This window comes from Streptomyces sp. CB00316 (assembly GCF_001905595.1).
In the GTDB taxonomy this organism is placed as follows: domain Bacteria; phylum Actinomycetota; class Actinomycetes; order Streptomycetales; family Streptomycetaceae; genus Streptomyces.
The window spans coordinates 36,026-54,224 of the sequence record NZ_LIXI01000009.1; the positions used below are offsets into that span (position 1 = coordinate 36,026).

The 18,199-nt window shown below is 69.5% G+C and carries 15 protein-coding genes; 12 read left to right on the forward strand and 3 right to left on the reverse strand.

Features of this window, described 5'->3' with window-relative positions:
• Positions 1 to 31: 31 nt before the first annotated feature.
• Positions 32 to 1,276 (reverse strand): Na+/H+ antiporter NhaA, encoded by a 1,245-nt coding sequence (gene nhaA / locus AMK21_RS23925; RefSeq protein ID WP_073881233.1) that lies wholly within the window; start codon positions 1,274 to 1,276, stop codon positions 32 to 34.
• Positions 1,277 to 2,217: 941 nt separating this feature from the next.
• On the opposite strand from nhaA, the gene AMK21_RS23930 reads away from it, so the two are divergent.
• The gene (locus AMK21_RS23930; RefSeq protein ID WP_079181238.1) at positions 2,218 to 2,958 is read left to right on the forward strand and encodes a CmcI family methyltransferase; all 741 of its coding nucleotides are present in this window, start codon (positions 2,218 to 2,220) and stop codon (positions 2,956 to 2,958) included.
• Between the two features lie 76 nt (positions 2,959 to 3,034).
• Positions 3,035 to 4,150 carry a glycosyltransferase family 4 protein gene (locus tag AMK21_RS23935; protein ID WP_073881236.1) on the forward strand — a complete coding sequence of 372 codons (1,116 nt, stop codon included), beginning with the start codon at positions 3,035 to 3,037 and terminating at the stop codon, positions 4,148 to 4,150.
• A 513-nt stretch (positions 4,151 to 4,663) separates the two neighbouring features.
• Here AMK21_RS23935 and AMK21_RS23945 read toward each other — a convergent pair.
• Positions 4,664 to 5,689, reverse strand: a complete 1,026-nt coding sequence (locus AMK21_RS23945; protein WP_073881237.1) for a 6-phosphofructokinase — start codon at positions 5,687 to 5,689, stop codon at positions 4,664 to 4,666.
• 216 nt (positions 5,690 to 5,905) lie between these two features.
• On the opposite strand from AMK21_RS23945, the gene AMK21_RS23950 reads away from it, so the two are divergent.
• The 7 genes from AMK21_RS23950 to AMK21_RS23985 all read left to right on the forward strand — a co-directional run bounded on the left by AMK21_RS23950 (position 5,906) and on the right by AMK21_RS23985 (position 12,302).
• The gene (locus tag AMK21_RS23950) at positions 5,906 to 6,349 is read left to right on the forward strand and encodes a MerR family transcriptional regulator (protein WP_073881238.1); all 444 of its coding nucleotides are present in this window, start codon (positions 5,906 to 5,908) and stop codon (positions 6,347 to 6,349) included.
• 5 nt (positions 6,350 to 6,354) lie between these two features.
• Positions 6,355 to 7,947, forward strand: coding sequence for a peptide chain release factor 3 (locus tag AMK21_RS23955; RefSeq protein WP_073881481.1), 1,593 nt, complete (start codon positions 6,355 to 6,357; stop codon positions 7,945 to 7,947).
• Positions 7,948 to 8,469: 522 nt separating this feature from the next.
• A complete protein-coding gene (locus AMK21_RS23960; RefSeq protein WP_079181250.1) occupies positions 8,470 to 9,531 on the forward strand; it encodes an acyltransferase family protein in 1,062 nt (353 codons plus the stop codon).
• An 830-nt stretch (positions 9,532 to 10,361) separates the two neighbouring features.
• Entirely contained in the window at positions 10,362 to 11,117 is a 756-nt protein-coding gene (locus AMK21_RS34900; RefSeq protein WP_143194879.1) for a hypothetical protein, read from the forward strand.
• A gap of 410 nt (positions 11,118 to 11,527) precedes the next feature.
• Positions 11,528 to 11,734, forward strand: coding sequence for a hypothetical protein (locus AMK21_RS23975; protein WP_073881241.1), 207 nt, complete (start codon positions 11,528 to 11,530; stop codon positions 11,732 to 11,734).
• A gap of 18 nt (positions 11,735 to 11,752) precedes the next feature.
• Positions 11,753 to 11,992 carry a hypothetical protein gene (locus AMK21_RS23980; protein WP_073881242.1) on the forward strand — a complete coding sequence of 80 codons (240 nt, stop codon included), beginning with the start codon at positions 11,753 to 11,755 and terminating at the stop codon, positions 11,990 to 11,992.
• An 85-nt stretch (positions 11,993 to 12,077) separates the two neighbouring features.
• Positions 12,078 to 12,302: a hypothetical protein gene (locus AMK21_RS23985; protein WP_158070730.1), complete on the forward strand. Its 225-nt coding sequence runs from the start codon at positions 12,078 to 12,080 to the stop codon at positions 12,300 to 12,302.
• A gap of 513 nt (positions 12,303 to 12,815) precedes the next feature.
• On the opposite strand, the gene AMK21_RS23990 is transcribed toward AMK21_RS23985, so the two are convergent.
• Complete coding sequence (locus AMK21_RS23990; protein WP_073881244.1) at positions 12,816 to 13,211, reverse strand: MerR family transcriptional regulator; 396 nt, start codon at positions 13,209 to 13,211, stop codon at positions 12,816 to 12,818.
• Between the two features lie 411 nt (positions 13,212 to 13,622).
• Between AMK21_RS23990 and AMK21_RS23995 the strand changes: the two genes are divergently transcribed.
• From AMK21_RS23995 to AMK21_RS24005, 3 genes are all read left to right on the forward strand, one after another.
• Positions 13,623 to 15,125 (forward strand): SulP family inorganic anion transporter, encoded by a 1,503-nt coding sequence (locus tag AMK21_RS23995; RefSeq protein ID WP_073881245.1) that lies wholly within the window; start codon positions 13,623 to 13,625, stop codon positions 15,123 to 15,125.
• A 198-nt stretch (positions 15,126 to 15,323) separates the two neighbouring features.
• Positions 15,324 to 16,652, forward strand: coding sequence for a class I SAM-dependent methyltransferase (locus tag AMK21_RS24000; protein WP_073881246.1), 1,329 nt, complete (start codon positions 15,324 to 15,326; stop codon positions 16,650 to 16,652).
• Between the two features lie 192 nt (positions 16,653 to 16,844).
• On the forward strand, positions 16,845 to 18,173 hold the full coding sequence (locus AMK21_RS24005) for an MFS transporter (protein ID WP_234422033.1): 1,329 nt from the start codon (positions 16,845 to 16,847) through the stop codon (positions 18,171 to 18,173).
• The last annotated feature ends 26 nt before the right edge of the window (positions 18,174 to 18,199 follow it).

Here is an 18,199-nt window from a genome sequence, read left to right on the forward strand (position 1 = left end):
GGGACGGTACGGGTGATCAGGGACGCAGTGATCATTTCCGTGTCTGCGCTGGTCGCGGATCGACATGGTGCTGGGTGAGGCGGTGGTAGTGGCGGCTGCGGCGTCCGAGGATCACGGCGGCGAGGAGGCAGGCGAGGGCGGAGGCGAGGAGGATGGCGCCCTTGGCGTCGGTGATGTGGGCGTCGGTGCTGTAGGAGAGTTCGGCGATCAGCAGGGAGACGGTGAAGCCGATCGCGGCGAGGATGCCGATGCCGGCGATGTCGGCCCAGGCGATCTTGGGATTGAGGTGGGCGCTGGTGAAGCGGCTGGTGAGCCAGGAGACGCCGAAGATCCCGAGGAACTTGCCCGCGAGGAGTCCGGCGAGGACGCCCCAGGTGATGCTGGAGGTCCAGAAACCGCCCGCGCCGGACAGCGAGACCCCCGCTGCCATGAGGGCGAAGACCGGCAGGGCGATCCCTGCGGAGAACGGGCGCAGCATCTCCTCCGCCCGGTGTGAGGGTGAGGACGTTTCGCCGTCGCGGGTGCGGGTGTGCATGAGCAGGCCCATCGCGACGCCGGCGATGGTGGCGTGGACGCCGGAGGCGTGCATCAGTGCCCAGATCACCACGGCGAGAGGGGCGAACAGCAGCCAGCCCGGGACCCGGGTGCGCAGGCGGGTGACGGCGCGGCCGGAGCCGTTCTGGAGGTAGCCGAACACGGCCAGGCCCAGGGCTGCCAGGGCGAGTGCGGCCAGGTTGAGGCCGCTGGTGTAGGCGACGGCGATGACCAGGACGGCGACCATGTCGTCGACAGTGGCCAGGGTGAGGAGGAAGGTGCGCAGCGGGGTGGGCAGGTGCCGGCCGACGACGGCAAGGACGGCGAGGGCGAAGGCGATGTCGGTGGCCATCGGGATGCCCCAGCCGCCCATCGCTTCCCCGCCGGAGGTGGCGGTGATCGCGAGGAAGATCAGGGCGGGGATCGCGACGCCGCCGATCGCGGCGGCGATCGGGAGCGCAGCGCGGCGCGGGTCGCGCAGCTCGCCGTGGACGAGTTCCTGCTTCAGCTCGTTGCCGACGATGAAGAAGAACACCGCCAGCAGCCCGTCCGCGGCCCACGCCTCGACGGAGAGGTTCAGGTGGAGGGCGGCGGGCCCGAAGGTGAAGGAGCGAAGGGACTCGTAGGAGTCGGCGAGGGGCGAGTTAGCCCAGACCAGCGCCAGGACAGCGGCGCCTATCAGGAGTGAGCCGCCGACCGCGTCCAGGCGCAGGGCAGCAGTGATCCGTGAAACAGCAGACATGAAAGAGACGTCTCCCACACTACGAAGGGGGCGCATGACAGTGCACCGGCCGACGGCCGGTGAAGTGCCTCCGCGAGATACGCGGCGGGCTCAGCAGCTCTTCGGTGGACAGACGCTCGTTATCGCGCCCCATGTACTGACGTAGCCGTTCGTACCGATCGGCCGCCGCTCCAACGGCTCAAGAATTCGAGGGCGAGCAGGTAGACGCCCCAGAGAAAGCGAGAGAGGACGAGTAGACATCGAACCCCTCCTCCCTCTACTGCCTGCGGTCTTGTGGCAAGCCTAACAACTGCAGGTGACGGCCCCGCACGGGGCGCGGGGGGCGCGCCGACGTTGACCCGCGCGTCCCGGAGCCGGGCCCCGGGGAGGGTCACGACTACACCACGGGCTCGTGGCGCTACTGCACCACCGCAGCAAGGGCGGTCCGTATATCGCAGGCCGTCTCCCTCTGGGTCGCCTGATGATCCGAACGAAACGGCCTAGCCAGCACCATACGCACCTCGCCGACGCCAGGGGCGCCACCCTCGCGTCGGCCCTCGCCTCCCTGCTTGCCGCCGCGATCCTCGGACGGCGCGCAGCCGCCACTGTCGCCGCCTCACTCAGCGCCGGGACGATCCGGGGGCGGTGCGGATGCAGGACTGACCGCTTTCCTGCCCTCAGTGGCCGCGGGCGCCACCCGGGGGCGCTGGCAGGAAAGTCGAGGTGGGCCCTCGTTGCACATCGGTGAGCGCGAGCGTGCAAGGCCGGGTGCGGCCAGGCGAGGGCCAGGTTCTACCCTCACGTTAGGGTAGTGTTGTTTTCCGGGCATCGCCCACGTCTGCGACCCGGTTCCGCTATGCGGTTGTGCCGCGACGGCGCCCAATCAAGCGAACATCACCGCCCCTTGCTCCCTGCTGCCCGAGCGGCGGCTCTCGCCCCTACCCGGAGGTCGGTACCGACTCATGAGTGAACACTCACGCGGCAGGAGTAACCGACCTCTCGCCCCGCTCCCGCCGCCTGTGCGGGCCCTGCCCGAAGGGCGTCTGCTGCAGTACTGGAAGGAGCGCGAGCGTCAGCATCTGCGCGACGTCTATGCCGGCCTCCGCATCAAGAAGTTCCCCGAGGACCTGCGCATGATCGAGCACCTGTTGTGGCTCTCCCGTACCCAGGTGGTCATCGAGCTCGGGACTCATCTGGGCGGCTCCGCACTGTGGTTCCGCGACCGCCTGCGCACTCTCGCCGCCTATGCCCGTGTGCCGCAGGACTTCCGAGTCGTCACCGTGGATCTCGCCCAGCGCCGGGCCCACGATCTCCTTCGGGACGCCGATCCGAGCTACGCCGAGCACATCACCCTCGTCGAGGGAGACGTCACCGACCCGGCTGTCTCCGATCTCGTGTCCCCGCACATTCCCTCCGGCGCCCGGTGCCTGGTCGTCGAGGACACTGCCCACACCTACGACACCACCTACGCGGCGCTGGAGCACTTCTCCCGCTTCGTCCCCGCTCACGGCTATTTCGTCGTCGAGGACGGCATCGTGGACGTACCCCAGCTGCGCCCTCCCGGCATGCACGGCGGGGTCGTACCGGCCATCCGTGACTGGCTGACCACGGACACCGGACGGCGCTTCCACGTGCGCCGCGACCTGGAGCGGTACGGGATCACCTGCCACCCCCACGGCTGGCTCCAGCGCGCTCATTCCTGACCTTCGGCACCGTATCTCCACGGCGTGCCGACGCCCCCTGCTCTCGCATGCACCACAGCTGACTGGAGAAGCCTCCGTGCCACGGACCCTCGTCGTCACCAACGACTTCCCCCCACGCCAAGGCGGTATCGAGACGTTCGTGTACGAACTCGTACGCCGATTCCCGCCCGACTCGGTGGTCGTCTACACCTCTTCCTCCCCCGGCAGCGAGGAACGTGACGGCACCATGCCCTTCCCTGTCGTCCGCGACCGCTCCCGGGTTCTGCTGCCGTCGCCCCGGGTGGCCACCCGCGCCCGTGCGCTGATCGACCAGTACGACTGCGACCGCGTCTGGTTCGGCGCGGCGGCACCGCTGGGGCTGCTCGCCGGCCGACTCGGTCTTCCCTCCGTGGCCACCACGCATGGACACGAGGTGTGGTGGGCTGCCCTGCCCGGAGCCCGCCAAGCCCTGCGGCGCATCGGCAGGCAGGTCGGCACCGTCACCTACCTCACCCCCTTCACCCGCGACCGGCTGGCCGCCGCCCTCGGCCCACAGGCCCGCCTGGCCCGCCTGACACCGGCCGTCGACAGCGATCACTTCCACCCTCACGCGGACGGCGAAGCGGTGCGCCGCGTGTACCGCCTCGGTGACCGGCCCGTGATTCTCACCGTCTCCCGCCTGGTTCCCCGGAAGGGCCAGGACTCGCTCATCCGGGCCCTCCGCCAGGTCCGGCGTGTGGTTCCCGACGCCACCTTGCTCATCGTCGGCTCCGGGCCGTACGAGACCACCTTGCGCCGCCTCGCCCGCGAGCTGCCCGAGGACGCCGTGGTCTTCGCCGGCGGCCACGGACACAGCGCGATGCCCGACTTCTACGCCGCGGCCGATGTCTTCGCGATGCCGTGCCGTACCCGCCGCGCGGGCCTGGAACCGGAAGGGCTGGGCATCGTGTTCCTGGAAGCCGCCGCCGCCGGACTCCCCGTTCTCGCGGGAGACTCGGGCGGAGCTCCGGACGCCGTCCTGGACGGGCGAAGCGGCTACGTCACCCGGGGCAAGGACACCGCAGAGGTCGCCGAACGGCTCGTCGAACTACTGACCAGCCCGGCGGGCATGGGGAGCGTCGGGCGCGCGTGGGTCCAGGAGGAGTGGAGCTGGGAGACCTCGTATCACCAGCTGCAACAGCTCTTGCAGGGCGCGGAGGTGCCCGCGCCCTGACGGCCCCCGGGCCACTGGAGCGGGGCCACGCACGGGGACCGGGACCGCCGGTTGCCGGTTGAACCGGCATGTCACGTGCCGCCGCTGAGGCGCAGAGACCGCTGAAGGTGCCAGCGTCCGCCGCGGGTGGGCCGTACCCCGGGGGTGCCGGCGAAGATCTCATGGGTCGCGTCGTGGTCCCCGGCCGCGGCCGCCTCCTGATGGGCCTCGACGCTGGTCCACTCCGTGTACAGCAGTACCCGGCTGCCGTCGGCGCTGTGCAGGAAGTGGGCCGAGATGGCGCCGGGGTGGCCTTCGTCCCGTGACTGGTGAGGGCATCGCGGTCTCCTTCGTCATCGTCGAATGTGGGATGTCGATGCTGCTTTGGCAGAGTCAGAGGCAGGCACGTACGGCGGGGCCCGAAGGCTTTGTGCGACAACCGGCCGTCGCTCGATCGGCGTCGGCGCCATAGCGCCGCTGCGCCTAAGGTGACGGATCTCGCGCAGGCGGCGCAGCTGTCGTCCTTCCTCGCGTCTACAGGACGGTCTCGGCCTCGGCGTACCGCTCCGGAGGGACGGTCTTGATCGACTGGGCAGCCGCGGCGAGCGGGACCATCACGATGTCGGTCCCTCTCAGCGCCGTCATTCTCCCGAACTCGCCGCGGTGCGCGGCCTCTACGGCGTGCCAGCCGAAGCGGGTGGCGAGGACGCGGTCGTACGCGGTGGGGGTGCCGCCGCGCTGGACGTGGCCGAGGATGACGGGCCGGGCTTCCTTGCCCAGGCGGTTTTCCAGCTCGACGGAGAGCTGCCGGGCGATGCCGGCGAAGCGCTGGTGACCGTAGACGTCGGTGTCGCCTTCGTCGAAGTCCATGGTGCCCTCGCGGGGCTTGGCGCCCTCGGCGGCCACGACGATGGCGAACTTCTTGCCCGCGGAGAATCGTTCCCCGACTTGTGCGGTGAGCTCGCCGATGTCGAAGGGGCGTTCCGGGACGATGATGGCGTGGGCGCCGGCGGCCATGCCGGAGTGCAGGGCGATCCAGCCGGTGTGGCGTCCCATGACTTCCACGACCATGACCCGTTGGTGCGACTCGGCGGTGGTCTTGAGCCGGTCCAGCGCATCTGTGGCGACGCCGACCGCGGTGTCGAATCCGAAGGTGACATCGGTAGAGGCGATGTCGTTGTCGATGGTCTTCGGTACGCCGATGATGGGCAGGCCTGCCTCGGAGAGGAGGTGGGCGGCCTTGAGGGTGCCCTCTCCGCCGATCGGGATGATGGCGTCGAGTCCCAGCTCGGCGACGTGCCCTCTGGCGCGGTCCACACTGTCGCGCAGGTGTGCGGGCTGTACCCGGGAGGACCCGAGAATCGTGCCGCCGCGGGCCAGAATGCCACTGACCGCGTCCAGGTCGAGCTTGCGGCAGTCGCGTTCGAGCAGGCCCTTCCAGCCGTCGCGGAAGCCGATGACCTCGTCGCCGTGGTCGACGACGGCGCGGTGGACGACGGAGCGGATGACGGCGTTCAGGCCGGGGCAGTCGCCGCCGGAGGTGAGCACACCAAGACGCATCGCGGCAGAAACTCCTGAGAGCGGGATCGGGACCGGCCATCGGTACCCGAGTGACGGCGGAACGACGCCGCCCCCGTGGGGGGAAAGGCGGCGCCGCCTGACAACGACGACAGCTCGCGGGCGGCCCTCGTTGCAGCGATTGTCAATCTACCCTGACGTCAAGGTAGATTTGTAGGAGGCGAAGGTGCCGGACGGGTGACGCGGGGCGGTGGAGTCGTGGGTGAGCGGCTGATGCGGATCGGTGAGGTCTCCGGGCGCACGGGTCTGTCCCTGCGCACGATCCGTCATTACGAGAGCGTCGGTGTGGTCGCTCCCAGTGGGCGCAGTCTGGGTGGTTTCCGTCTGTTCACGGAGTTGGAGGTGCGGCGGTTGGTGCTGGTGCGTCGGATGCGGCCGCTCGGGTTCTGTCTGGACGATGTGCGGGCGCTGCTCGATGTGCTGGACCGGCTTCCTGGCCGCGGTGGTCCGCTGCCGGAGAATGATGAGCAGGCGTACGAGGAGTTGGTGGCGAAGTTGCGGAAGTACTGGGTGCGGGCCGATGCGCGGTGTGAGGACCTGCGCCGTGAGCTGGAGACGGCGGAGGCGTTCGCGCGTTCCCTCCATGAGCAGCTCGCTCACCTGCTGGATACGTCGGTGGCCGGATCGGAGGCGGCGCGGTGAACGCCATGCGCGAGTGGGCCGCCGCTGAGGCGGCCCGGCGGCGTACGTTCGCGGTGATCAGTCACCCGGACGCGGGCAAGTCGACGCTGACCGAGGCGTTGGCGCTGCACGCGCACGCGATCACGTCGGCGGGGGCGGTGCACGGCAAGTCCGGGCGGCGGGGTGTGGCGTCGGACTGGATGGAGATGGAGAAGGCCCGTGGTATCTCCGTGACCTCCGCAGTCCTGCAGTTCGCCTATCGGGACTGCGTGCTGAACCTGCTGGACACTCCTGGGCACGCGGACTTCTCCGAGGACACCTACCGGGTGCTGGCGGCCGTGGACTGCGCGGTCATGCTGATCGACGCGGCCAAAGGTTTGGAGGAGCAGACGCGTAAGCTCTTCGACGTCTGCCGGCACCGGGGCATCCCCGTGATCACGTTCATCAACAAGTGGGACCGGCCCGGCCGGGAGGCCCTGGAGCTGCTGGACGAGATCGAGCGCGAGTTCCGGCTCAAGCCCACCCCGGTGAACTGGCCGGTCGGCACCTCCGGCTACCTGCGCGGCCTGGTCGACGTACGCGAGCCGGAGCGGATGCTCCGCTACACCCGTACCCCCGGCGGCGCGCACGAAGCCGCCGAAGAGGTCGTTCCCGCCGAGCGGGCCGCGTTCGAGGAGGGCGCCGACTGGCAGCAGGCGGTGGAGGAGCTCCAGCTGCTGGAGGCGGACGGTGCCGGCTTCGACCAAGCCTCGTTCCTGGCGGGCGGCTCCACGCCGGTCTTCTTCGGCGCGGCGGTCTCCAACATCGGCGTACGGCTGCTCCTGGACGCCATCGTCGACCTCGCCCCGCCCCCGGGGCCGCGGCGACTGGAAGGCGGCGGCAGCAGGCCCGTCGACGCACCCTTCTCCGGGCTCGTGTTCAAGGTGCAGGCGAACATGGACCCGGCCCACCGGGACCGGATCGCCTTCCTGCGGGTGTGCTCGGGCGTCTTCGAAAGAGGCGTGACCGTCTCCCGCGCCGCGTCCGGAAAGCCGTTCGCCACCAAGTACGCCCACAGCGTCTTCGGCCAGGACCGCTCCATGGTCGACACCGCCTACCCGGGCGACGTCGTCGGACTGGTCAACGCCGCTGCCCTGCGCGTCGGCGACACCCTCTACGACGGGCCGCCGGCCCTGTTCCCGCCCATGCCGACCTTCGCCCCCGAACACTTCGCGGTCGTACGGCCGGTCGACATCAGCCGCTCCAAGCAGTTCCGCCGCGGCATCGCCCAGCTGGACGAGGAGGGCGTCGTGCAGGTCCTCGTGAGTGACACACGCGGGGACCAGGCACCGGTCCTGGCGGCGGTGGGGCCGATGCAGTTCGACGTCGTCTCCGCCCGGATGGCCGGGGAGTTCTCCGCCCCCGTCCGCCTGGAGATGCTGCCCTATCACCTGGCGCGGGCCACCGACGCCGCCGGAGCGGACACCCTCAACCGCTCCCAGCTGGTCAAGGGCGAGGCGCTGACCAGGATCCGCGACAAAGCGCAGCTCGCGCTGTTCCCCGACCGCTGGCAGGCGAACTCCTTCCAGCGGCAGTTCCCCGACGCCAGCCTCGGCACCCTCCTCGCCGCCCACGAATAGCACACCACCGGATGCGGGGGAGTGGAGGCTTCCGGGCAGCCCTCCTCGGCGGTCATGCCTCACCTATGGGGAGAGTGGGTGAGGGTCGTGAAGGTCTGCCCTGGGGTGATCTCGACAAGTCCCGCCCATGAGTCCCCCGGGTGGTCAGGAAGCTCGCTCCCTCCACCTCCCCTTTTGCAAAGGAAGGGTAAAGCGACTGGTACGGTGCTTGAACTGTGGGCGCCTACGCTGCTGCGCCGGGGCGGGTGAGGTGATCCCGCCTGACAGGTCCGCGCCCTTCGGGTGCTCGCCATGAGTCGGTGGTGGGTGTCGCTCGCGGGGTGCCGCCCGCAAAAGCATCCTTACTGTCACGCGAAAGTAGAGTGCTGTGAACGACGCTTCCGGTGCCGGAGGTTTCGGCACCAAACTCGATACCTCAGCGGGTGCCGCCGTGCCGGGGGGGGGCTTCGATCGTCCTCACCCGCCGTTGAGCAGCAGTCCCAGGGAGGCCGGTCCGGGGCGGTCGGCCAGCGCGATGCCTTCCTGGACAACGCCAAGTACCTGCTGATCGTCCTGGTGGCAGTCGCTCACTCCTGGGAGGCCGTGGAGAGCAGCCGCGCCACCAAGGCGCTCTACATGTTCGTCTACACGTTCCACATGCCGGCCTTCATCGTGATCTGCGGTTACCTCTCGCGCAGCTTCACCGGCCGCCCCCACCAGATCAAGCGCCTGATCACCGGCATCGCCGTGCCGTACGCCGTCTTCGAGGTCGCCTACTCGCTCTTCAAGCGGTACGCCGACGACACACCGGATCACGCGATCACCCTGCTGGACCCGTTCTTCCTGACCTGGTTTTTGGCCGCGCTGTTGATCTGGCGGCTGACCAGCCCGCTGTGGCGGCATCTCCGGCACCCGATTCCGGTCGCTCTCGGCATCGCCGCGCTCGCCTCGCTCACCCCCGGCATCGGCGACGACCTCAACCTCCAACGCGTACTGCAGTTCCTCCCGTTCTTCGTCCTCGGCCTGTGCCTCAAGCCCCACCACTTCGAGACCGTGCGGCGCCGCGAGGTCCGGCTGCTCGCCCTGCCGGTCCTCGCCGGTGCGCTGCTGTTCGCGTACTGGGTCGCCCCGCGCATGAAGACCAGCTGGCTCTTCCGCACGAACAGCGCTCAACAGCTGGACGCACCCTGGTGGAGCGGCCCCGTCATGACCCTCCTGCTCTTCGGCTGCTCCCTGCTGCTGACGGTCGCTTTCCTGTCCTGGGTGCCGAGCCGGCGCATGTGGTTCACCGTCCTCGGGGCGGGGACGATCTGCGGATACCTGCTGCACGGTTTCGCGATCAAGGGGCCCGAGTACGCCGGGGTCTTCGACACGTACACCTGGCTCAGCGAACCCGCCGGGAAGGTCGCCGTCTCCCTGGCGGCCGCCATCGCCGTGACCCTGATGTGCACCCCGCCGGTTCGCCGTGCCCTGCGTGCTGTGACCGAACCCGACATGGCCTGGGCATTCCGCGACAGCCGGGGCGAGCAGCGCCACGTCGGCCCGCCCCGGCGCTCAACCGGTACCGCGGACGAGAGCGACCGCATGACGCGATCAACGCAATGAGCATGGGCGAATATATGCATCCCGCCCCGGACGCGTACCGGCGGCTGGATGCCGCCCTTGCCAGCCCCGGTCACGTCCGATGCGGCGAGCTGGTCAGGTCCGGGGCCCGTGCCGGCCCTGCGTGGCGTAACCCGCCTCGTGCGGCGAGTGTTTCGAGCTGCGAAGGGAGCCGTACGAGGGCGACATACGTTGCACCTGACTGCCCTGCGGGGCACGATGCGCGGGGCCACACGCTACGCGGGCTGCGGTGGTTCGGATCTTGGGAGCGCCCGCAGGTCATGACGCGTCACTCGCGCGGCACTCAGCTGTCGCTCATCGGCCGCCCAGTGCGCCCTGGACACGCTCTGCCGGGCCGTCACCACTGGGGAGTTCATGGCCGGCCCGCCCCGGCCTCCGGCCGCCGAACTGCGTTGAGCGGGCCGGACCGAGGCGTCGTGCGAAGGGCGGCCCCGGTACCACCGTCGAGTGGAGGACCTACCGGGACCGCCGCGCCAGCAGGACGTGTCCAGGAATCCCACTGACGTGATCAAAAGTACCCCAACGGGAGGGTCTGGAGTCGACCGGCCCAGTCCAAGAGGGAATTTCCAAGCGACGAACTCTCGCGCTAGGTTAGAGATGCGCGGTCGGGTGTGCTGCTGCAGTCCCGCCCCGGGCCACTCGGGCGGGGCGACGCGGCAACCCCGGGGCGGTCGCTTCACCGCCGCTCGCGAGGCCGAGGGGTCCCACTGTGACTCCAGGGCGGTCTCGCGAGCCCGCTCTTCCCTGCCGCTGCGCAGCATCGCGGTCCGCGCGCCCGGGGCCCACCGACCATGAGCACGCTAGGAGCCTGCATGTCACCCCGTACCCCCTCCACCTCCGGCGTCGACCCTGTAGACACCGAAACCGACCAGGAGCCCCTCGTCTCCGCCGCCGTGCAAATCGCCCGCGAACTGCCCGCCGCGCGGCCCGTGGTCGGAGTTCTGCGCGGCTGGGGCAGAGCGGACCGGGAGCAGGCCCGGGTGCTGCGCTGGCATCTGGCTCAGCAGGAGATCCGGAGTGCTGAGCTCAGCCCCGTACCCGAAGCCGGAGAACGCCATCATGTGCCCCCGACCGGTCAACGCCCCCGCGTCCACTTGCTGCTCCACGTCGGCGGCTCCCAGCGGGCTCAGGCACTACGTGCCGCCGCTCTGTGGAACCTGCCCCTGCTCATCGAGCGCCCGCCCGGTGCGAGCCCTTCCGGGCTCACCAACTTCCACGCCCGACGCCTCGCCGTGATCGGCGTCCACCTCCCGGGCGAGACCCTCGACATCGCCGTCCGCCAGGCGACCATCACCTGCCTGCAGCCCCATGCCGGCAACGCATCACTCCTCCTGGACAACGAGAAGATCAGCGCCCCCGCCGACCGGCCCCTGCGCATCGACCTCACGGCGGAAGGCACTCTCCAGGTCCGGGGGGAGACCTTCGCCACGCGGCATGTCCGGCGACTTCGCTACGAGCGCCCCTGGAGCGCCTACCGGCTCGACATCGACGGCATCCCCGCGCACGACGTACGAGCCCCTCTGCGCCTGGAGCCCATGCCCGGCCGCCTCCACCTTTTCCACCCCTGACCCCGGCGCAGTGAACGGGCGGGGTGCGGCCCCGGCGCGGGCGGGATCGCGCCAGGGCCGCCGTGTCGGCGCCTCACCGGTCCACTCTGTGCGCCGACAGGGTCACTCTACTCTTACGTACCGGTAGAGTGTCCCCGGGTCGGCCCGCGTTGCCCCGCCTGTATCCGGTTTCCCTGTCAGGAACTATCGGAGTCGGTGGGATCGGCCCTTGCTTCGACACTCTACTCTTGCGTTAGAGTAGAGATGCTCGCCGACCTGGTCGGTCTGCTTCCAAGCCGTTCCCGGGCGGCGGTCGGTGCATTGCCGCACCGCCGCCCGGGGCGGCCCAGGCGGCGGTCTCTCCGAGGCTGCCCCGCAGGGCAGCGCATCGGGCGCCCGTCGACGCGCACCACACACCTTGGGGAGAGCACATGCCTGATGCGGTCACCCGTACAGAGATCGCCGATCATCTCTCCGCGCTCTTCGCGAACGGCGCGGTGACGAAACACGACCTGCTCATAGGGGCAGCCACTGCCCGGCCGGAGGTCCGGGAGGTGCTCCGGCAACTGCCCGACCGCCGCTACACGGAACTCCGCCAGATCTGGGAAGACCTTCCCCGCATCCCGGTCGGACTTTAGGAACACGGAGCACACGTCATGGCAGTCTTCATGCTGCAACTGGCCGACGGCGCGGACACCCTGGTCGAGGCAGACGCGGCAGGGCGCACCGCGGCAGGCGAGATCGTGCTGGAAAGGACCGACCGGCACGGCCGGGCCGAGCGGCTTCGGACCTACCGGGCCGGCATGGTGGCAGCGATCTACCGGCGATCCCCTGCCGACGGCGGCCTCTACAACTGGATCCCCCAGCCGAACGACGGCACCTGGTGGTGCTACTGACCGCACACCGGCAAGGCGGAGCGCCGACACGCCTGTGCTCGGCCCAGCTGGACAGAGGGGGGAAAGACCGTTGGGAACCTTTTTGGTGCGCATGATCGACGGCTCCGAAATGATCATGACCGCAGGGCGAGCCGCCCGCCGGAGCACCGGCGAAGTGGCCTTCGAAAACGTTGACGCCCGCGGCAACTGGTGCGCCATCTGCACGATAGCGGCCAACGTGCTCACCCACACCTACGTGTACAAAGTCCGCGACGACGGTACTGCCGCATGGGACGAACAACCCGCCCAGGGGCCTTGGTGGGCCTACTGAGGAGCCACCGCCCACAACTGCTCATCCGGTGTGGGCGTAGGGACTTGTCCGGCGCTGGCGAGATTCGCGAGATCGTCTGCCGGTTCGCCCGGTGCGCCGCCTGTGGGCGTGCTCCAGTGCCGACGAGTCACCTCACGCAGCCGATCGACGACTGATTCTTCCGGTCGGCGTCTCTGATGGTGTTGCGGCCGGCGCGTCAACGAGCGCCTGCCCCCGCTTCTCGGCACTGTCCAGAAGCAGGCCACTTCACCTGGCGCCGGTCCGTCACCATGCTCGGCAACCGTGACGCCACGCCATTCCCGGGCTGGGGCGACGAACGGCCTGCCTCCTCTCGCCGCATTGCAGCCCCTGCGCGAAGCCCGGCATCGCGTCGCCCTGTGATGCTCTCCGGCCGTGAAGTTCCTGCCCGGGCCTCGTTCGCGCGAGCAACCTCTGCGCACGGCTGCGCTCGGATTGGCTGTCTCCTCGGCCGCGTGAAGCGCATGCGGGCTTTCGAGGGCGCCGATGACTAAATCAGTCGCGAGCGGACGGTTCGCGGCGCAGGGAGGCGGCGAAGTGTTCGGCCATCTCCAGGCGTGCTCGCAGCGCCTCGCAGCGGGCGTCGGCGACCTGGCGATAGGACTCCAGGCGACCCCGCAGCCGTTGCCGGTCCTCACCGGTGGCGCCGGTCTCCTGGAGTGCGTCGAGGATGTCGAGGAGCTCCCGTGCCTCTTCGAGGGAAAAGTTCAGGGGCTTCATGTGGCGGATGGTCATCAGCCGCTCGATGTCCACTTCGGTGTAAAGGCGGAACCCGCCCTTGCTGCGGGCCGAGGGGACGAGGAGTCCGACTTCCTCGTAGTGGCGGATCGTGCGCAACGACAGGCCGGTCCGCTCGGCGACCTCGCCGATCTGCATCTGCTGGTCAGCCATCGCCCACCCTCATCTTCGACTCCCTGTCGCCCGTCGAACACGTGAAGTGTTCCAGCCTACGCGGCCGAGGGCATGTGCTCGCCGAAGGGCTTGTTCACCGGCTCTTCATAAGCCGCAACTCGCACCCTGCCCTCACGTTAGGGTAGAGTGATCGACGAAACCGCTCGCGCTGTAAAGAAGCACGACAGCAGCGGCACCGCCGGATACGTACCCCGACCGGGCCTGACTATCCGGCACCCCAAAGCTTCCGGGCGAAGACGCCCGATCGGCGGCCACACCGGCCGCCATCCCCTCCGGCAGGGCCCCCGTCAATGGCCGGGCCGCCGGGAACCCGCCCCCCCTGGTGCGGTGTCGAGTACGAAACGCGCGTGCGTCCAGCGTGGATGCGTGCGCCCGAACAGAAACGGTTGCATGTCTTCACCGCTGACCACAGTCCCCAGGCTGCGTATGTCCAAGCCGGACTGGCTCGCTTCCCCCAAAATCTTCCGTACCGAGGTGCTGGCCGGCCTCGTCGTCGCCCTGGCGTTGATTCCCGAGGCGATCTCCTTCTCGATCATCGCGGGCGTCGACCCGGCGGTCGGCCTCTTCGCTTCCTTCACGATGGCCGTCGTGATCTCGATCGTGGGTGGCCGCAAGGCCATGATCTCCGCAGCGACGGGTGCGATGGCCCTGGTCATCGCACCCCTGAACCATGAGTACGGCCTCGGCTACCTCATCGCCGCCGTGATCCTGGGCGGGATCATCCAGATCGTCCTCGGCGCCCTGGGGGTCGCGAAGCTGATGCGGTTCGTGCCGCGCAGCGTGATGGTCGGCTTCGTCAACGCCCTGGCCATCCTGATCTTCATGGCGCAGGTCCCGGAGATGCGTAACGTCCCCTGGGCCGTCTACCCGCTGATCATCGGCGGCCTGGCCCTCATGGTCTTCTTCCCGAAGATCACCACCGTCATCCCGGCTCCTCTGGTCTCCATCGTCATCCTCACCGTGATCACGGTCGCGGCGGGTATCGCGGTGCCGAACGTCGGGGACAAGGGGGACCTGCCGTCCTCCTTGCCGGTGCCGGGTCTGCCGGACGTGCCGTTCACGATGGACACCCTGACGACCATCGCGCCCTATGCCTTCGCGTTCGCGCTGGTGGGGCTGATGGAGTCGCTGATGACCGCGAAGCTCGTCGACGACATCACCGACACCCATTCCAACAAGACCCGCGAGTCCCTCGGTCAGGGCATCGCGAATGTGATCACCGGGTTCTTCGGCGGCATGGGCGGCTGCGCCATGATCGGCCAGACGATGATCAACGTGAAGACGTCCGGCGCCCGGACCCGCCTCTCCACCTTCCTCTCCGGTGTCTTCCTCCTCGTGCTCGTGGTCGTCTTCGGCCCGGTCGTCTCCACCATCCCGATGGCCGCCCTGGTCGCGGTGATGATCCTGGTGGCCATGGCCACCTTCGACTGGCACTCCATCCAGCCCAAGACGCTCAAGCGCATGCCGGTCGGCGAGACCGTGGTCATGTCCGTCACCGTCGCCGCGGTGGTCGCCACCCACAACCTCGCCATCGGTGTCGTTCTCGGCTGCATCACCGCGATGGTCATCTTCGCCAAGCGGGTCGCCCACATCGCCGAGGTCTCCGGAGTCGTCGACCCGGACGGCAACCAGGTCGTCTACGCGGTCACCGGCGAGCTGTTCTTCGCCTCCTCCAACGACCTCGTCTACCAGTTCAACTACAAGGACGACCCCGACGACGTCGTCATCGACCTCATCGACGCCCACATCTGGGACGCCTCCTCCGTCGCCGCCCTCGACGCCATCGAGACCAAGTACGCCGAGCGCGGCAAGAAGGTCACCATCATCGGCCTGAACAAGGCCAGCGCCGAGATGCACGGCAAGCTCGCCGGCCAGCTCACCGGCAGCCACTGAGACCGGCCGCCCCTGCCCGCTGACCACGGACCGCGGGCAGGGGCGGCCCACGTTGCGCGGGTCCGGCCGGGACCAATGCCCTGACCAGCCCCCGGCCGGGCCCGCGCTCCGGCCGCCCCCTCCCCGGGGCGGATCCGTCGCAGTACAGCGCTCGCGACATGACGGGAGCGCCGTGACTCTTTTGAGAAGGCAGGGATCATGACGGACGCAGCCGGACGGCTGTCACACATGGTGAAGCAGGCACTCGGCAGGCCGCTGCCGCTACGGCTGCGGGCCTGGGACGGCAGCGAGGCAGGCCCCTCCACCGGGCCCGTCCTCGCCATCCGGGACCGCCGTGCCCTGCACCGGCTGGCGTGGAAACCGGGCGAGCTCGGCCTCGCCAGGGCCTGGGTCGCCGGAGAGATCGACATCGAGGGCGACCTCTACGAGGGCCTCGCCCGGATCTCCGGCCTCGTCTGGGACCGCGGCGAAAGCGAACCGGGACGCCCGGCCCTCCTGCGTACGCTCACCGCACTGCGCGACCCGCGCAACATCAGGCTCGCCGCCGACGTACTCGCCCTGGCCGGACCCGCCCTGCCTCCGGCCCCGCCCCGGGAGGAAGCGGTCTCCCACCGCGGCCCCCTGCACAGCCTGCGCCGTGACCGTCAGGCCATCAGCCACCACTACGACGTCGGCAACGACTTCTACTCCCTCGTCCTGGGCCCCTCCATGGTCTACTCCTGCGCCTACTGGGAGAACCCGGAATCGACCCTGGAAGAGGCCCAGCACGCCAAACTCGACCTGATCTGCCGCAAACTCGGCCTCCAGCCCGGTCAGCGGCTCCTGGACGTGGGATGCGGCTGGGGCTCGATGGTCCTGCACGCCGTCCAGCACTACGGAGTCGAAGCCGTCGGCGTCACCATCTCCGAGGAACAGGCCGCCCTCGCGCGCAAGCGCCTCGCCGAAGCCGGATGCACCGACCGGGCCGAGATCCGCGTCCAGGACTACCGCGAGATCGACGACGGACCCTTCGACGCCATCTCCTCCATCGGCATGGCCGAACACGTCGGATCAGCGCAGTACCGTGCCTACGCCCAGATCCTCCACTCCCTCCTCAAGCCCGGCGGCAGACTCCTCAACCACCAGATCGCCCGCCGCCCGCTCAAGAACGAAGACGCCTACCGGATCGACGAGTTCATCGACCGCTACGTCTTCCCCGATGGCGAACTCGCGCCCGTCGCCAGCACCGCCGCCCTCCTCGAAGACGCCGGATTCGAGGTACGCGACGTCGAAGCCCTGCGCGAGCACTACGCCCTCACCCTGCGCGCCTGGGTCACCAACCTGGAGAACCGCTGGTCCGACGCCACCCGCCTCACCACCTCCGGCCGGGCGAGGGTCTGGCGCCTCTACATGGCCGCCTCCGCCCTCGCCTTCGAGCAGAACAACATCGGCGTCAACCAGATCCTCGCCGTACGCACCACCACCGCGGGCAACGCGAAGATGCCACCCACCCGCGGCCACTGGCTCTACAGCACCACGCAGGACTGACCACGGTCGGGCACTGAGAAGCCTGCCGCATCCCCGCGCCCGCGTGCGGCGCCCACGTACGCGGGGCGGGCGCCCCCAACTCGCCGGCCACACCCGGAAGAATGCGTCGGAGGTTGGAGTTGCCCGTCCCACCGGGGCGGCGCCGGGGAATCGGAAGGAGGACCGTTGAGCCGGTCCGCGAAGAGCAGGTCCGTGGGGAGCTCTCCGCGCCTGGCCGCCGAGACCGGTGGGCGCAAACCCTTCCACGGCTGGCGCATCGTCGGCTACAGCGCGCTCGCCATGGCGATGACCGCGCCGGGCCAGACCACGGGCGTCTCGGTCTTCATCGATCCCCTCATCGCGGATCTCGACATCAGCCGCACCCAGGTCTCCACCGCATACCTGGCCGGAACACTCATCGGCGCCTGCGCGATGCCCCTGGTCGGCCGCGCCATCGACCACTACGGTCCGCGGCGGGTCATCGCCGCGGTCGGCGCCGTCTTCGGAGCCATCCTCGTCTCTTTGGCCTTCGTGACCGGCATCTTCGGACTGACAGCCGGATTCGTCGGCGTCCGCATGGCCGGCCAGGGCGCCTTGTCCCTGGTCGCCACCACCACGGTCGCCTACTGGTTCGACAAACGCCGCGGCCTGGCCCTCGGAATCACCAGCGCCATCGGCACCGCCGGAATCTCCCTCGCGCCCCTCCTCATCGAGCGCCTGATCTCCGCATACGGCTGGCGCCAGGCTTGGGCGATCGAAGGCATCGCCGTATGGCTCGTCGTGATCCCGCTCGCCCTGTTCGGCATCCGCAACCGGCCCGCCGACATCGGCCAGCACACCGACGGCATCCCACCCACGACCGAGACCACCGATGCCCCGCTCACCGGCAGAACCCTGGGCCAGGCGCTGCGCACCGGCGCGTTCTGGTCCGTGGCCGGCTGCCTGGCAGCCAGCAGCATGCTCACCACCGGGCTGAACTTCCACCAGATCGCCCTGCTCGGGGAGCGTGGCCTCACTCCGGTCGAGGCCGCCGCCAACTTCCTGCCACAAACCGCGGCCGCCCTGCTGGCCACCCTCGCCGCAGGCGCCCTCATCGACCGTCTGTCACCCAAACCCGTCCTGCTGGCCGCCATGGCCATCCTCGCCAGTGCCGTCCTCGGCGCCCGCGCCGTCGAACCCGGCTGGACGGCCATCGGCTACGGCCTGCTCCTCGGAGCCTCCAACGGCCTCCTACGAGCCGTCGAAGCCGCCACCTACCCCCGCTACTTCGGTACCGCCCACCTGGGAGCAATCCGAGGCACCGCCCACACCATCACGGTGGCCGCCAGCGCCTTCGGCCCCCTGGCCGTCTCTCTGGGCCACGACCTGACAGGCCACTACGGCACCGCACTCCTCGTTCTCGCCGCTCTACCCGCTGCGGCTGCCGTCGCCGTAGTCCTGACCCGTGCTCCACAGCCCGAGCACTCCGACACTGTGGCTGAGCCCGTACGGGTGGAGAACGGCGGGCCGGAGGGGGGACCCGGTCCGGCCCCGCAGCGGTGATGGGCATGGTGACTCTTACGTGTGAG

Coding starts and splice junctions, on each gene's coding strand:
- AMK21_RS23930 (WP_079181238.1), top strand. CDS start 2,218: ATGAGTGAACACTCACGCGGCAGGAGTAACCGACCTCTCGCCCCGCTC.
- AMK21_RS23990 (WP_073881244.1), bottom strand. CDS start 13,211: ATGGCTGACCAGCAGATGCAGATCGGCGAGGTCGCCGAGCGGACCGGC.
- nhaA (WP_073881233.1), bottom strand. CDS start 1,276: ATGTCTGCTGTTTCACGGATCACTGCTGCCCTGCGCCTGGACGCGGTC.
- AMK21_RS23945 (WP_073881237.1), bottom strand. CDS start 5,689: ATGCGTCTTGGTGTGCTCACCTCCGGCGGCGACTGCCCCGGCCTGAAC.
- AMK21_RS23980 (WP_073881242.1), top strand. CDS start 11,753: ATGGCAGTCTTCATGCTGCAACTGGCCGACGGCGCGGACACCCTGGTC.
- AMK21_RS23955 (WP_073881481.1), top strand. CDS start 6,355: ATGCGCGAGTGGGCCGCCGCTGAGGCGGCCCGGCGGCGTACGTTCGCG.
- AMK21_RS24000 (WP_073881246.1), top strand. CDS start 15,324: ATGACGGACGCAGCCGGACGGCTGTCACACATGGTGAAGCAGGCACTC.
- AMK21_RS23995 (WP_073881245.1), top strand. CDS start 13,623: ATGTCTTCACCGCTGACCACAGTCCCCAGGCTGCGTATGTCCAAGCCG.
- AMK21_RS23975 (WP_073881241.1), top strand. CDS start 11,528: ATGCCTGATGCGGTCACCCGTACAGAGATCGCCGATCATCTCTCCGCG.
- AMK21_RS34900 (WP_143194879.1), top strand. CDS start 10,362: ATGTCACCCCGTACCCCCTCCACCTCCGGCGTCGACCCTGTAGACACC.